The organism is Streptomyces caeni (genome assembly GCF_042678285.1).
GTDB lineage: Bacteria > Actinomycetota > Actinomycetes > Streptomycetales > Streptomycetaceae > Streptomyces > Streptomyces caeni.
The window spans coordinates 69,194-83,437 of the sequence record NZ_JBHUDX010000047.1 but is presented as its reverse complement, the minus strand read 5'-3'; the positions used below and the strand labels follow the sequence as shown (position 1 = coordinate 83,437).

General features: G+C 73.2%; 14 protein-coding genes and 1 riboswitch. Of the genes, 6 read left to right on the top strand and 8 right to left on the bottom strand.

The annotated features are described in order from the left end of the window. Position 1 precedes the first annotated feature (1 nt). From ACFSL4_RS17545 to ACFSL4_RS17535, 3 genes are all read right to left on the bottom strand, one after another. Positions 2-661, bottom strand: a complete 660-nt coding sequence (locus ACFSL4_RS17545) for an SCO2322 family protein (RefSeq protein ID WP_381083571.1) — start codon at positions 659-661, stop codon at positions 2-4. Further along, the gene (locus ACFSL4_RS17540) at positions 658-1,890 is read right to left on the bottom strand and encodes a prenyltransferase/squalene oxidase repeat-containing protein (RefSeq protein WP_381083569.1); all 1,233 of its coding nucleotides are present in this window, start codon (positions 1,888-1,890) and stop codon (positions 658-660) included. The genes ACFSL4_RS17545 and ACFSL4_RS17540 overlap by 4 nt, the downstream gene beginning before the upstream one ends. A 132-nt stretch (positions 1,891-2,022) precedes the next feature. Beyond that, positions 2,023-2,089: riboswitch (cobalamin riboswitch) on the bottom strand. 510 nt (positions 2,090-2,599) lie between these two features. Further along, on the bottom strand, positions 2,600-3,628 hold the full coding sequence (locus tag ACFSL4_RS17535; RefSeq protein ID WP_381083567.1) for an MBL fold metallo-hydrolase: 1,029 nt from the start codon (positions 3,626-3,628) through the stop codon (positions 2,600-2,602). A 177-nt stretch (positions 3,629-3,805) separates the two neighbouring features. Between ACFSL4_RS17535 and ACFSL4_RS17530 the strand changes: the two genes are divergently transcribed. Together ACFSL4_RS17530 and ACFSL4_RS17525 are read left to right on the top strand one after the other, a co-directional pair. Next, positions 3,806-5,266, top strand: coding sequence for an aldehyde dehydrogenase (locus tag ACFSL4_RS17530; RefSeq protein WP_381083565.1), 1,461 nt, complete (start codon positions 3,806-3,808; stop codon positions 5,264-5,266). Positions 5,267-5,269: 3 nt separating this feature from the next. Further along, positions 5,270-5,503, top strand: a complete 234-nt coding sequence (locus tag ACFSL4_RS17525) for a ferredoxin (protein ID WP_381083563.1) — start codon at positions 5,270-5,272, stop codon at positions 5,501-5,503. A gap of 246 nt (positions 5,504-5,749) precedes the next feature. Here the strand turns inward: ACFSL4_RS17525 and ACFSL4_RS17520 are convergent, their stop codons facing one another. Further along, on the bottom strand, positions 5,750-6,394 hold the full coding sequence (locus tag ACFSL4_RS17520; protein WP_381083561.1) for a TetR family transcriptional regulator: 645 nt from the start codon (positions 6,392-6,394) through the stop codon (positions 5,750-5,752). A 207-nt stretch (positions 6,395-6,601) separates the two neighbouring features. On the opposite strand from ACFSL4_RS17520, the gene ACFSL4_RS17515 reads away from it, so the two are divergent. Genes ACFSL4_RS17515 through ACFSL4_RS17505 form a run of 3 tightly spaced genes read left to right on the top strand, consistent with a single transcriptional unit; the run spans position 6,602 to position 9,899 of the window. Next, positions 6,602-8,092: a glycosyltransferase family 4 protein gene (locus ACFSL4_RS17515; protein ID WP_381083559.1), complete on the top strand. Its 1,491-nt coding sequence runs from the start codon at positions 6,602-6,604 to the stop codon at positions 8,090-8,092. Then, positions 8,086-8,832 (top strand): class I SAM-dependent methyltransferase, encoded by a 747-nt coding sequence (locus tag ACFSL4_RS17510; protein ID WP_381083557.1) that lies wholly within the window; start codon positions 8,086-8,088, stop codon positions 8,830-8,832. The genes ACFSL4_RS17515 and ACFSL4_RS17510 overlap by 7 nt, the downstream gene beginning before the upstream one ends. Beyond that, positions 8,829-9,899 carry a prenyltransferase gene (locus ACFSL4_RS17505; RefSeq protein ID WP_381083555.1) on the top strand — a complete coding sequence of 357 codons (1,071 nt, stop codon included), beginning with the start codon at positions 8,829-8,831 and terminating at the stop codon, positions 9,897-9,899. Before ACFSL4_RS17510 ends, ACFSL4_RS17505 begins: the two co-directional genes overlap by 4 nt. Before the next feature lie 96 nt (positions 9,900-9,995). On the opposite strand, the gene ACFSL4_RS17500 is transcribed toward ACFSL4_RS17505, so the two are convergent. Then, entirely contained in the window at positions 9,996-10,319 is a 324-nt protein-coding gene (locus ACFSL4_RS17500; protein WP_381083553.1) for a hypothetical protein, read from the bottom strand. Positions 10,320-10,530: 211 nt separating this feature from the next. On the opposite strand from ACFSL4_RS17500, the gene ACFSL4_RS17495 reads away from it, so the two are divergent. Further along, positions 10,531-11,085 (top strand): hypothetical protein, encoded by a 555-nt coding sequence (locus ACFSL4_RS17495; protein ID WP_381083551.1) that lies wholly within the window; start codon positions 10,531-10,533, stop codon positions 11,083-11,085. Between the two features lie 103 nt (positions 11,086-11,188). Here the strand turns inward: ACFSL4_RS17495 and ACFSL4_RS17490 are convergent, their stop codons facing one another. The 3 genes from ACFSL4_RS17490 to ACFSL4_RS17480 form a co-directional block, all read right to left on the bottom strand. Beyond that, the gene (locus ACFSL4_RS17490) at positions 11,189-12,199 is read right to left on the bottom strand and encodes an LLM class F420-dependent oxidoreductase (RefSeq protein ID WP_381083549.1); all 1,011 of its coding nucleotides are present in this window, start codon (positions 12,197-12,199) and stop codon (positions 11,189-11,191) included. Positions 12,200-12,319: 120 nt separating this feature from the next. After that, the gene (locus ACFSL4_RS17485; protein WP_381083547.1) at positions 12,320-13,111 is read right to left on the bottom strand and encodes a DUF5336 domain-containing protein; all 792 of its coding nucleotides are present in this window, start codon (positions 13,109-13,111) and stop codon (positions 12,320-12,322) included. A 158-nt stretch (positions 13,112-13,269) separates the two neighbouring features. Then, complete coding sequence (locus tag ACFSL4_RS17480; protein WP_381083545.1) at positions 13,270-14,235, bottom strand: N-acetylmuramoyl-L-alanine amidase; 966 nt, start codon at positions 14,233-14,235, stop codon at positions 13,270-13,272. Between the last annotated feature and the right edge of the window lie 9 nt (positions 14,236-14,244).

Here is a 14,244-nt window from a genome sequence, read left to right as displayed (position 1 = left end):
GTCACCTCCGGCGGCGCCGCGCCTGCCATATCGCGGCCGCGCCCAGGGCGGCCACGGCGGCGGCGCCCACGAGTACCCCGGCGGACGGGCCGTGGTGCGGTGCGTCCGGTGCCGTCCGCGGGGACGCCGTGGGCCGTGGTTGCGCCGACCGGGGCGTCGTCTCCCGAACCTGCTCGCCGCACCCCCGGCCCGGATATCCGGCGATCGCGCACAGCAGGGCGTTGGTGTCGTAGCGGAGTGGCTTCGCCACCGCCGCCAGCGCGTCCGCCGTCGTCGCGTCCTCCGGGACACGGGCGCAGACCGTGCGCGGGGCCGGTGGGGTCTCGCCCGAAGGGGCGTCCGCCGCGGTGCCGAAGTCTATGACCAGCGCCACCCGCTTGCGGCCCTCCCGTGCGGGCGTCGCCGCGCAGACGGCGGCGAAGTCCGCCGTCCCGCGCGGCCTCTCGGCGTCCTGCGAGTCCTCGCTGACGGCGAACCGGAAGCCCTGGACGTCCCCGTCGGCGGGGCTCGCGGTCGACGGACCCTGGGTGGCGTACGTCCACGCCTGCCCGTGCCGCTCCCAGAAGGACCAGTACCGGTAGCCGACGGCGTGCGCCGGGCCCCCGGCCGGCAGTATCAGGAGGGCCGCCGCGGCCAGGGCGGCCGCACCGCGGCGGATCACGGCTGCCGCTTTCTGGCGCGGCCGGACAGCAGGAAGCCGACGCCGATGCCGGCGACGAGGCCGACGCCCACGATCCACCAGACGGCGGGCCCGGAGTCCGAACCGGAGCGGGCTTTCGTGCCGGGGCCGTCGGACCGCTCGGCCGCCTGCGGGGCCGGGCCCGTCCCGTTGAGCGCGGTGACCAGGTCCGTGCCGCCGAAGTGGCGGGGGTCGGCGCCCATCGCGTGCGCGGCGAGGATCAGCTGGGCGTACGCGGCCGGGCCGCTCTGCTTCGCCCACTGCGCGGAGTTCTTCTCCAGCCAGGCGTACGGCTTCTGCGCGGCCTTCGTCCGGCCCTGCGCGGCGAGCGCGACGACCGCGTCCGCCGTGTTGCCGTAGTCGGGCTGGTCGCCCGCGCCGGGCAGGGCGGAGGTGAGATGGCCGGTCGTGGCCGTTGCCTCGGCCAGATAGGCGGCGCCGTTGGCCGCCACCTGAAGGGAGGTGAGCGGTGCGCCGGAGCCGGCGCACCCGGACTCCTGCCCCGGTGCCTTCCCGGCCGTCGCCACGAACCCCTTGCCGAGGGCGGCCAGCACCCCGGCCGCCGTCGCGTCCGCGTTGGGCGCCAGCTTTCCGTTCTTGTCCGGCTGGTAGGCGAGCGCGCCCCCGCCGCGTCCGCCGCACGGGATGGACCACGACGCCAGCAGCTCCTGCGGAGCCCTGCCGTTCCCGTCCTTGCGGACCCGCGCGGGATTCTCGCCCGCGGCCGCGAGCGCACCGATCACGACGGACGTCGAGTTGGCGTCGCTGGCCCCGCCCGGCATGTACCCCCAGCCGCCGTCCTTGTTCTGAACGGACTTCAGCCAGGAGACGGCCTTGCCGGTCGCGGCGTCGTGTCCGCCGAGCGCGGCCAGGGCCTGGACGGCGGCGGCCGTGCTGTTGGTGTCGACCATGAGCTTGGCGTCGCAGGCCGTGCCGGGGTTCGCGCGGAAGGCCGCGAACGCCCCGTTCGCGCACTGCTGTCCGGCCAGCCAGTCCACGGCCCGGGCGGCGGGCCGCACACCCGTGGTGTGCTGCGCCAGCAGGGCGAGGGACTGGCGCCAGACACCGTCGTAGGTCGGGTCGGTGCTGCCGTACAGGCCCGACGGGATCACCGGTGACGGCGACGGCGACGGACCGGTGGCGACGGCGGGCGCGGCGGCGCCGATCACTGCGGTGGCGGCCAGGGCCACAGCGCTGCGGCGGACGTTCATGATCGGCGGGTGCCTCTCCCTGCGGGGAGCCGGGCAGCACGGGACACCCCGGGCGGCTCGGCTCCGTAGACCTCGACGGTGCCGTGCACCGGCGGCTGCCGGTGCGCGTGAGCCAGTCACGATCCCGTGCGAGGTGATCCGGCTCGCCGCCGAAGCGGCTCACGGTTGCGGGTCAGCGCCGGATTCGCACCGGCTTCCCCTCGTACGGGTAGTGAGACGACCCGTTCACTCTAGCGGCCGGCATGGGCGGCCCCGAGACCGCCCATGCCTCACGGCCGTCACGGCCGGCGCGTACGAGACCGAGGGGGACCCGGTGCTGCGGCGCCACCGGGGTTCGTACGGGGACGCGGCCGCCGAGGGCCGCGGTGATGGACCATGTCCGCGGGCACGGCTGTCCGGGCAGGCCGTGCCGGAGGCGCGCCCGCAGGGGCGGTCCGGCGCCGAGGAGGCCGGGGCCGATGCTCGCGCGGCCAGTGCGCGACCCGCATGCGATCGTCGCGCTGCACTTCGCGAAGGAGGAAGAGGGAAGGAGGAGGGAAGGAGGAAGAGGTCTGTCTTCCCCTCCTCGACCGCGAACTCCCGTCCGGCCGGGCCCGGAAGACGTTCAACCGCATGGCGGCGGCCGAGAGACGGGCGGGTGGAGGCGGCAAGGCCCCGCACTGACCCCGGCCCCCGGGGACCCCACCGCCCGGCCGCCGCCGCGGGCGGATCACGCCGCCACGTAGGTCACGGGGTCGCTGCCCGCCACCGCCTCCGCCCGGCCCAGCTTCACCAGTCGGCGCAGATGGGCCTCCGCCTCCGAGACCGCGATATGCCGGGAGCCGTACGGGATGCGGTCCCAGGGGCGGTTCCACTCCATGCGCTCGGCGAGCTGCCAGGGGGTGAGCGGGGTGGTCAGCAGGGCCAGGAGGCCGGTGAGCCGGTCCTCGTGGTGCGTCAGCAACTGGTTCACGCGGGCCGGCGCGTCCGTGAACGGGTGCTGGTGTGCCGGGAGCACCTCGGCGGGCCCGAGACGGCCGATGCGTTCCAGGGAGTCGAGGTAATCACCGAGGGGATCGGTGACGGTGGTGTCGTCCGGGTCCTCGTACAGGCCGATGTGCGGGGTGATCTCCGGGAGCAGGTGGTCACCGGAGAACAGGCGGCCGTGGCCCGGGAGCCCGGCGGGGTGCTCCTCCTCCAGGTGCAGGCAGACATGGCCGGGCGTGTGCCCGGGGGTCCAGACCGCGCGCAGGCGGCGGCCGGGCAGGTCGAGGAGTTCGCCGGGGACGATCTCGCGGTCGGGCAGCGCGGAGGCGAGGCCCGGCAGGCTCGCGCGGCCACGGGCGGCGCGCAGCGGCGCGAGGTGTTCCTCGGGGGCGCCGGCCGCGGCGAGCTTGTCGGCCATGTACGCGAACCAGCGCTCGGGCCGGGTCTCCCGGGTGCGCCGTATCACGGAGATGTCGGCGGCGTGCATGGCGATCCACGCGCCGGACGCCTCGCGGACCGCGCCGGACAGGCCGTGGTGGTCGGGGTGGTGGTGGGTGATGACGACGCCGTGGATCTCCCCGGGCGAGGTGCCGCACGCCGCGAGCCCCTCGGTGAGGGCGTCCCAGGAGCCGGGGTCGTCCCAGCCGGTGTCGACCAGCACCGGACCGCGGTCGGTGTCGACGACGTACACCAGGGTGTGCCCGAGGGGGTTGTCCGGAATGGGAACCCTGAGGGACCGTACGCCCCCGCCGTGATCGGCCGTCTGTGCCATGGGCTCCCCAATCGCCGTCTTCCGGTCAACTATAACTAGAACATGTTTCGAAGGTAGCCCCGGTCGACCGTCAACTGCCGCGCCCGCCTCCGTCCCGCCCGTGGACTGTGCGGACTGGAACTGGTATCAGTTCCGTATCTGATGGCTCGTCAGAGAAGTCCCGGGAGGCAGTCGGCCATGACCGAGCTTGTGGAACACGGACAGCTGTTCATCGGCGGGGAGTTGACCGACCCTCTGGGTGCGGACGTCATCGAGGTGGTCTCACCCCACACCGAGGAGGTCATCGGCCGGGTGCCGCACGCCTCCGGGGACGACGTCGACCGGGCCGTCGCTGTCGCGCGCCGGGCCTTCGACGAGGGGCCGTGGCCGCGGATGACCCTGGACGAGCGGATCGAGGTCGTCACCCGGATCAAGGACGCGATCGCCGTGCGGCACGAGGAGATCGCCCGCGTGATCTCCTCCGAGAACGGCTCCCCGTACTCCTGGAGCGTCCTCGCGCAGGCGCTGGGCGCGATGATGGTCTGGGACGCGGCGATCACGGTCTCACGGAGCTTCACCCATGAGGAGCGGCGCGACGGCGTCCTCGGGAGGATCCTCGTGCGGCGCGAGCCCGTCGGGGTCGTCGCGGCCGTGGTGCCGTGGAACGTGCCGCAGTTCGTGGCCGCCGCGAAGCTCGCGCCCGCGCTGCTCGCCGGCTGCACGGTCGTTCTCAAGCCGTCGCCCGAGTCGCCCCTGGACGCTTACATCCTCGGGGAGATCGCGCGCGAGGCCGGGCTGCCGGAGGGGGTGCTGTCGATCCTGCCCGCGGACCGCGAGGTGGGCGAGTACCTCGTCGGGCACCCCGGGATCGACAAGGTGTCCTTCACCGGCTCGGTCGCGGCCGGGAAGCGCGTCATGGAGGTCGCCTCCCGCAACCTGACGCGCGTGACCCTGGAACTGGGCGGCAAGTCGGCGGCCGTGGTGCTGCCGGACGCGGACCTCGCCACGGCCGTGCCCGGGATCGTGCAGGCCGCCTGGATGAACAACGGCCAGGCATGCGTGGCCCAGACCCGTATCCTCGTGCCGCGCTCGCGCTACGACGAGTTCGCCGACGCCTTCGCCGCCGCGGCCGGCGCGCTCGTGGTCGGCGACCCGCTGGACCCGGCGACCCAGGTCGGCCCGCTGGTGGCCAGGCGCCAGCAGCAGCGCAACCTCGACTACATCCGCATCGGCCAGGAGGAGGGCGCGAAGATCCTCACCGGAGGGGGGCGCCCGGCGGGCCTGGAGCGCGGCTGGTACGTGGAGCCGACCCTCTTCGGCGGCGTCGACAACTCCATGCGGATCGCCCGTGAGGAGATCTTCGGACCGGTCATCTGCCTGCTCCCGTACGGCGACGAGAGCGAGGCCGTGAAGATCGCGAACGACTCCGACTACGGGCTCAGCGGCAGCGTCTGGACGGCGGACGTGGAGCGCGGCATCGAGGTGGCCCGGCAGGTGCGCACCGGCACGTACTCGGTGAACACCTTCAGCCTCGACATGCTCGGCCCGTTCGGCGGCTACAAGAACTCGGGCCTGGGCCGGGAGTTCGGGCCCGAGGGCTACGGCGAGTTCCTGGAGCACAAGATGATCCACCTGCCGGCCGGGTACGGGGAGGTGTAGCGCATGGGCGACCGCTGGCGCATCGAGGTGGACCGCTCGGTCTGCATCGGCTCCGCGCAGTGCGTCAACCGCGCCCCCGATGCCTTCCGCCTGGACTCCGCGCGCCAGTCCCACCCCGTGGAGCCGGACGCCGACGCGGGTGAACAGGTGCTGGCGGCGGCGGAGAACTGCCCGGTGGAGGCGATCGTGATCACGGTGCTGGGCAGCGGGGAGCCGGTCTTCCCGCCCGAGGAGTAGTCGCGGACGAAAAAATCATGGTTTGGGGGGTTCCGTCCGGCTTTGGAAGGGATATCCTAGTAAGTGCCTACGGGGCGAGTGAGGCACCTCAACCGGAGTTGCCGACTTCGGCGAGAAGCTTCGGCTTCCGCTGGGGCCGACATCGACGGTCGAGAAGGTCGGAAGGTCGAAAGACCTGAAGATCATCCGAACTCGTCTCGTAGGTCTTTCCGTGTGTCCGGGCGGCCGTCCGCGCACCGGCGGCTCCTACCGCTCCCCGCCCGGGCTCGTGAGGTCGATCAGCCGGCACACGGTCTCGATGTCGATCTTGACCTGGGCGATGGATGCCCGGCCCGAGAGCCAGGTGATCAGGGCCGAGTGCCAGGTGTGCTCGATCACGCGGACGGCGGACAGCTGTTCCGGGGTCGGGTCGTCCTGGCCCATCGCGTCCAGGATGATCGCCGTCGTCTGGTGGGAGACCTGGTCGACCTCGGGGGACACGCTGCGGTCCGCGAAGGTCAGGGCGCGGACCATGGCGTCCGCCAGATGCGGCTCCCGCTGCAGCGCGCGGAAGGCCCGCATCAGGGTCTCCGCCACCCGCTCGGCCGGCGTCGCCCCGGCGGGCGGCTTCTTCCTGAGGGTGCCGTGCATGTGCTCCAGCTGGGCTTGCATGGTCGCGACCAGCAGATGCACCTTCGACGGGAAGTAGCGGTACAGCGTGCCCAGCGCGACCTGGGAGGACTCCGCGACCTCGCGCATCTGGACCGCGTCGAAACCGCCCCGGCTGGCCAGCTGCGCGCTCGCGTGCAGGATCCGGCGGCGGCGCGCCTCCTGCCGCTCGGTGAGCGGGGGAGCGGCCGGCTGCGCCGCCGGTCGCGCGGTACTGGCTGGCACCTTGGCTTCCGCAGGCATGGGTCCCGTTCCGTGGCAGTCGGTGAGGCCGGGCGATCGGACAGCATGGTAGGACGCAATCCGTGGCGTGAATCACCTGATCCACCGCTTACAGTGGGGCTACCAGCCGGTAGATTCGGAGCCTCTTGAACGATCAAGTCTGAAACTTGTTCTAGATTACCGTCCCAGCGTAGTCTCGCCGGAAATGGCAGGGAGAAGGGGCCGAGAGTGACCGCTGAGGCCAAGGAGGCGGGTCCCCAGGAGGACCCGGCCGCTGACGGCGACCGCCCGTTGCGCATCGCGCTCCTCACCTACAAGGGAAACCCGTTCTGCGGCGGCCAGGGCGTGTACGTACGGCACCTTTCGCGCGAACTGGTCCGGCTCGGCCACCACGTCGAGGTCGTCGGGGCGCAGCCCTACCCCGTGCTCGACGAGGGGGAGGGTCTGGAGGGACTCTCCCTCACCGAACTGCCCAGCCTCGACCTGTACCGCCAGCCCGATCCCTTTCGCACCCCGAAGCGCGAGGAGTGCCGGGACTGGATCGACGCCCTGGAAGTCGCCACGATGTGGACCGGCGGCTTCCCCGAGCCGCTGACGTTCTCGCTGCGCGCCCGCCGGCATCTGCGCTCCCGGCGTGGTGACTTCGATGTCGTGCACGACAACCAGACCCTCGGATACGGCCTGTTGGGCGACCTGGGCGCGCCGCTGGTGACCACCGTCCACCACCCCATCACCGTGGACCGGCAGTTGGAGCTGGACGCGGCCGAGGGCTGGCAGCGGCGGGCGTCCGTACGGCGGTGGTACGCGTTCACGCGCATGCAGAAGCGGGTGGCGCGCCGGCTGCCGTCCGTGCTCACCGTCTCCGGCACCTCCCGCCAGGAGATCGTGGACCACCTGGGCGTTGCCCGGGACCGTATCCACGTGGTGCACATCGGCGCCGACACCGACCTCTTCTCACCCGACCCCTCGGTGCCGCAGGTGCCGGGCCGGATCGTCACCACGTCCAGCGCGGACGTGCCGCTCAAGGGCCTCGTCTTCCTGGTCGAGGCGCTCGCCAAGGTGCGGACCGAGCACCCCGGGGCGCATCTCGTCGTCGTCGGCAAGCGCGCCGAGGACGGGCCCGTCGCGCAGGCCATCGAGCGGTACGGGCTCGACGGCGCCGTCGAGTTCGTGAAGGGCATCTCGGACGCGGAGCTGGTCGACCTGGTGCGCTCCGCCGAGGTGGCGTGCGTGCCGTCGCTGTACGAGGGCTTCTCGCTGCCGGCGGCCGAGGCGATGGCGACCGGGACGCCGCTGGTGGCGACGACCGGCGGGGCGATACCGGAGGTTGCGGGTCCGGACGGCGAGACATGCCTGGCGGTGCCGCCGGGCGACGCGGGCGCCCTGGCCGCGGGGCTCAACCGCCTGCTGGGCGACCGGGAGCTTCGCGCGCGGCTCGGCGCGGCCGGGCGGCAGCGGGTACTGAGCCGGTTCACCTGGGCCAAAGCGGCGCAGGGCACGGTGGCGCGCTACCGCGAGGCCGTCGCCGCCTTCCCCGGCACCGCTGCCCGCCGCCCCGCGGCTCGGGGCGTCGACCCCTCCGGGACGACGCGCACCGCCCGCTCCGCGCCCCGGCCCCCCGGCCGCTCCACGGCCCCCTCGGGCGGTGGCCCGGCGGCTGCCGGCACCGCAACCGTGACCGACGTCGAACCCAACCGCGAAAGCAGGGCCACGTGCTGACCGTCGACTTCTCCCGGTTCCCGCTCGCCCCCGGCGACCGCGTCCTGGACCTCGGCTGCGGCGCCGGACGGCACGCGTTCGAGTGCTACCGGCGCGGAGCCCGGGTCGTGGCCCTCGACCGGAACGGCGAGGAGATCCGCGAGGTCGCCACCTGGTTCGCGGCGATGAAGGAGGCGGGGGAGGCCCCCGCAGGGGCCACCGCGACGGCGATGGAGGGCGACGCCCTCGCACTGCCCTTCCCGGACGAGTCCTTCGACGTCGTGATCATCTCCGAGGTCATGGAGCACATCCCCGACGACAAGGGTGTCCTCGCCGAGATGGTCCGGGTGCTCAAGCCGGGCGGACGCATAGCCATCACGGTCCCGCGCTACGGACCCGAGAAGATCTGCTGGGCCCTGTCCGACGCCTACCACGAGGTCGAGGGAGGCCACATCCGCATCTACAAGGCGGACGAACTCCTCGCGAAGATCCGGGGCGCCGGCCTCGAACCGTACGGCACGCACCACGCCCACGCGCTGCACTCCCCGTACTGGTGGCTGAAGTGCGCGTTCGGCGTCGACAACGACAAGGCGCTGCCGGTGCGCGCGTACCACAAGCTCCTCGTCTGGGACATCATGAAGAAGCCGCTCGCCACCCGGGTCACCGAACGGGCACTGAACCCGGTGGTCGGCAAGAGCTTCGTGGCGTACGCGACCAAGCCCCATCTGCCCCGCCTCTCCCCCGAGGTGGCCGTCAAGTGACCACTCCCCGGACAGAACACCTCGTCCTGCCCGGGGTCCTGACCGCGGAGCAGGCCGCCGCGACCGTCGGCGGGATTCTCACCGTGCAGCGGGAGGACGGCGCCATACCGTGGTTCCGCGGGCACCACCTCGACCCGTGGGACCACGTCGAGGCGGCCATGGCCCTCGACGCGGCCGGGGAGCACGCGGCGGCCGAGCGGGCCTACGACTGGCTGGCCCGGCACCAGAACGAGGACGGGTCCTGGTACGCGGCGTACGCCGACGGGGACCCGCAGGACGTCACCGACCGCGGCCGGGAGACGAACTTCGTCGCCTATGTGGCCGTCGGCGTCTGGCACCACTACCTGGCCACCGGCGACGACACCTTCCTCGACCGGATGTGGCCGACGGTGTACGCGGCCGTGGAGTTCGTGCTGGCGCTGCAGCAGCCCGGCGGGCAGATCGGCTGGAAGCGTGAGGACGACGGCACGGGCACCGCGGACGCGCTGCTGACCGGCTGCTCCTCGATCCACCACGCGCTGCGCTGTGCCCTCGCCATCGCCGAGCAGCGTGAAGAGCCGCAACCGGACTGGGAGCTGGCGGCGGGCGGGCTGCGCCACGCCATACGCAGGCACCCCGAGCGGTTCCTGGACAAGGACCGCTACTCGATGGACTGGTACTACCCCGTCCTCGGCGGCGCCCTGACGGGCGCGGAGGCCAAGGAGCGCATCGAGGCCGGCTGGGACCGCTTCGTGGTGCCCGGCCTCGGCGTGCGCTGCGTCGTGCCCAATCCCTGGGTGACCGGCGGCGAGTCGGCCGAACTCGCCCTGGCCCTGTGGGCGATGGGCGAGTCCGACCGCGCACTGGGGATCCTCCAGTCGATCCGGCACCTGCGCGACGAGGAGTCGGGCCTGTACTGGACGGGGTACGTCTTCGAGGACCGGGCGATCTGGCCGGAGGAACTCACCACCTGGACGGCGGGTTCGCTGCTGCTCGCCGTGGCCGTGCTCGGCGGCGACGAGGCGACGTGCGCCGTCTTCGGCGGCGAACGGCTGCCGCTGGGCCTCGACCCGGACTGCTGCGCCTAGGTCTTTCGTACCGATCGTGCCAGGGCTCGCGGCCCTGGCACGCGTCTCGCCGCGTCGTCGTCGGTTGCGTCCGGCGGCCCGCTGCCGTCCGGCGGCTCAGTGCCGGTGCATCCGGTGGGCGATGGCGTGGCCGACGAAGAGGTAGACGACCGCGGCCGGTCCGTAGCCGGCGACCACGCGCGCCCAGGCGTCGTCGGACGTGGTGCGTTCACCGGGGGACACCCCCGGATCCCCGTGGTCGTGCGACCAGCCCGCGAGCCATGCGGCCGCGCCGTGCACCACCCGCACCAGGTCGTTGGCGCGGTTCGCCTGCAACAGGTGCATCAGGATCCACAGGCCCAGGATGACGGCCATGACGTCGGCGACGACCGCGATGACCGTTCCGGCCTGACGGGTGCCGTTGCGATATCGAGGGGACATGCCCTCCGGGCTGCCCGGCGCGCTCGGCTGAAGCTCCCTCAGGACGCGGCGCATCCCGTGCGGCACAAGGGATCCCGCCCCCGATGTCACCCGAACGGCCCCGTCCGGGACGACGGAGCCGGGCGGGACGGGTCAGGCTGCCGGTGAGGGTGTTCTCCCCGGCCGGGGAGAACGAACCCTTCCGTTCCCTTCCCGGAGACCGGAGGACGTCGTGCCCGCAACGATACGCCCCCTCGCCGTGGCGCTCGCCCTTTGCGGCACACTGTTCGCCGGTGCCGCCGCCTGCGGTGGCAGTGGTGTCGCGCAGGAGGCCGCCGCCTACATCGCGGTCGCCACCCCCTCCCCGTCCACCCCGGTGGAGCGGCGGAAGTTCGCCAGAACCCGCTTCGCGACGAACGCGGGGTTCGCGGCCGGGGCGACGTCCCAGTGGATCGTGAAGCCGTGGAAGTCCGGCACGTTCAAGAAGGGCGCCGAGGGGCGGACGGCCGCGCTCGTCAAGGCGGGCCTCGCCGGCGCCTTCGCCCAGCACCGGCTGGAGGCAGCCGTGCGCGGCGCCCGGGGCGACCCCGCGCTCGCCCGGGCCGTCGCTCCGCTCACCTCGGGCATCGACGCGCTCAAGGGCCTGACGTCCCGGCTGCGCAAGGGCGACCCCTCGGCCGTCGGCTCCTTCCAGGACGCCGTCAAACGGGTCAAGCGCGCGGGCAGGAGCGCCGGCACACCCGTCATGGACAAGGTCCCGTCGCCGGCGCGGCTCACCCCGGGCTGACACGGGCGGGCTGACACGGGCTGACACGGGTTGACACGGGTGGGCCGACACGGGCCGGCGCGACCGGGACGGGCACCGCCGCACAGCGCCGCGCGGCGGTGCCTCAGCTGTTCAACTCGGCGAGCACACGCAGCGTGTGCGGGTCCGGGGACAGCACCAGCAGGTCCGTCACCGGGCCATTGCGCCACAACTCCAGGCGTTCCGCGATGCGTTCCCGCGGGCCGACCAGCGAGATCTCGTCGGCGAAGGCATCGGGCACGGCCAGCACGGCCTCCTCGCGCCGGCCCTCCAGGAACAGCCGCTGGATGAGGCGCGCCTCCTCCTCGTACCCCATGCGTGCCATGAGGCCGGCGTGGAAGTTCCGTGCCGCGTGCCCCATTCCCCCGATGTAGAAGCCGAGCATCGCCTTCACCGGCAGCAGCCCCTCGGCCACGTCGTCGCAGACCGTCGCCCGGGCCATCGGGGCGATCAGGAAGTCCTCCCGCAGCCCGGCCAGCGACGCCTCGTACACCTCGGGGCGGGTCGGCGACCAGTACAGCGGCAGCCATCCGTCCGCGATCCGCACGGTCTGCGCGATGTTCTTCGGGCCCTCCGCCCCCAGCAGGACGGGGAGTTCGGCGCGCAGCGGGTGCGTGATCGGTTTCAGCGGTTTGCCCAGCCCGGTACCGTCCGCGCCCCGGTACGGGTGGGAGTGGAAGCGCCCGTCCAGTGTCACCGGCGCCTCGCGCCGCAGGACCTGGCGCACGACGTCGACGTACTCCCGGGTCGCGGTCAGCGGCGAGGCCGGGAACGGCCGCCCGTACCAGCCCTCGACGACCTGTGGGCCCGACAGCCCGAGGCCGAGCATCATGCGCCCGCCGGAGAGGTGGTCGAGGGTGAGCGCGTGCATCGCCGTGGTGGTGGGGGAACGGGCGGCCATCTGAGCCACCGCCGTGCCCAGTCTGATCCTCGACGTCCGGGCGGCGATCCAGGTCAGCGGGGTGAAGGCGTCCGACCCCCAGGACTCGGCGGTCCACACGGAGCCGTAGCCGAGCCGCTCGGCCTCCCGCGCCAGCGTGACGTGGTCGGCCGCGGGGCCGCGGCCCCAGTAGCCGAGCGCGAGCCCGAGCCGCATGCCGCCTCCAGTCGCAGATCGTCCGACGCCTTGTCTGACGTACCGTCAGTTCGCTTCGGTGCTGCGACTGTACGACAACGGCCCCCCGCCCGGAAGGGCGAGGGGCCGTGCGCGCGCGACTCAGCCCCGCTGTATCCCGCTCGTGTCCTGCAGCACGCCGCGGCGGCCGTCCTGCGTCTGCGCCACGAGCCCGGGACCGCGCTGCTCCACGGCCAGGTACCAGGTGCCCGGCGCCAGTTCGGCGATCGGCGTGGGCGAGCCGTCCTCCGCGTACAGCGGACGCGCCACCGGCACGGCGAACCAGAACGGCGAGAAGTCCCCGGCGGGGGCCTGCGCCTGCTGCGGCTGTCCGCCGAACGGCTGGCCCTGCTGGCCCTGCTGGCCCGACTGCGGCTGCCCGCCGTACGGCTGCTGCTGGCCGCCCGGGTAGCCGTAACCGCCCTGCGGCTGCCCGCCGTAGGGCTGCGGCGCGGCCGGCCTGGGGGCGCCCATGAGGGCCGCGCCCAGCGCCGGGACCAGGGGAGTGGCGATGGCCGCGGCGGCGAGGACCACGGCGGCGATGAAGCCGAGGATGAGGCCGGCGCCCGCGTCGCCGGCGTCGATGAGCGTCCACAGCAGCACCCATGCGGCCGCCACGGTCAGCGTGGTACCGAACGCGCCCAGGTCCACACCCGCGACCTTGCGCGGCGCCGGGAGCAGCCGGGAGACCACGACGAGCGCACCACCGACGACGCCGGCCATGTAGGTGCCGAGCCCGAGTCCCAGGCTGTCCCACGAGTTGGGGAGATCGATCTGGCTGCAATAGGCGCCGGCGCCGCCGCAGCCGGCGAGGTCGAGGAACGACGCGATGAACAGCAACACCGCTGCTCCGATCACCACGCCGTCGCCTCTAGTGAGGGAGCGGATATTCACTTCGGGTCCTTCGTCAGTCGTCTCGTCGTCGGTGGAGGCGTCGCTGTCACCATGTCGCCCTCGGGCCGCGGTGCGAAGCGCGGGGGTGGCCCCCCATCGTAGGGACGAGAGTATCGTCCGCCCGGCCGGGGTGTCCGCCGGGTGCGGACCCGTGATCGCTACCCGCGCAGGAAACTCACGATTCCCTCAGAGATTCCTTGCGCCGCCTTCTGCCGCCACCCACCGCTGGTCAGCAATGCCGCGTCCTTGGTATCGCGCATGTTGCCGCACTCGATGAACACCTTGGGAACCGTTGACAGATTGAGACCGCCGAGATCGTTCCGTACCACAAGACCGGTGCCGCCGCCCACGTAGTCGGCGGGCGCGCTGCCCGTGACGCGGACGAAGTTGCCCGCGATGCGCTCGCCGAGGTCGCGGGAGGGGGCGACGACGGGACGGGTGTCCGCGGCGCCCGCGTGCACCGACGCCGGGAGGATGACGTGGAAGCCGCGGTCCCCGGCCGACGCGCCGTCCGCGTGGATGGAGATCGCCGCGTCCGCGTGCGCCTCGTTGCCGATCCGCGCCCGCTCGTCCACGCACGGCCCCCACGGGCGGTCGCCGTCCTGGGTGAACTTCACGGTGGCGCCCTGTGCCTGGAGGAGTGCGCGCAGCCGCCGCGCCACGTCCAGCGTGAACCGGGCTTCCGTGTAACCGGAGTTGGTGGATGTGCCCGTGGTGTCGCACTCCTTCCGGTTCGTTCCGATGTCGACCTTGCGGTTGATCTCGGCGGTGTGCCGGAAGTTGCCGGGGTTGTGGCCCGGGTCGATGACGACGACCTTGCCCTTCAGAGGCCCCGACGCGGCCGGGGCGGCCGTGCCGGCCGGGGCCGTCGGGGCCGGCCTCGGCGCGGGGGGCGCGACCGTTCGCCCGCCGTCGTCCGTCGGGGAGTCCGCGTTCGGCGAGTGCGCCGGGGACCGGGTCGCGGGCGCCGCTCCCGCCCGTCCGCCGCCGGTGTCGGCCACCGCCTCGTAGACCAGCCAGCCGGCGAGCGCGGCCGGCACCAGCACGGCGACCGCGACGGTCAGCGTCCGGCGCCGCGGGCGGCGCGGCTGGAAGGGATCGAACTCCGGGCCTGCGTACGACATGCCTGCGAC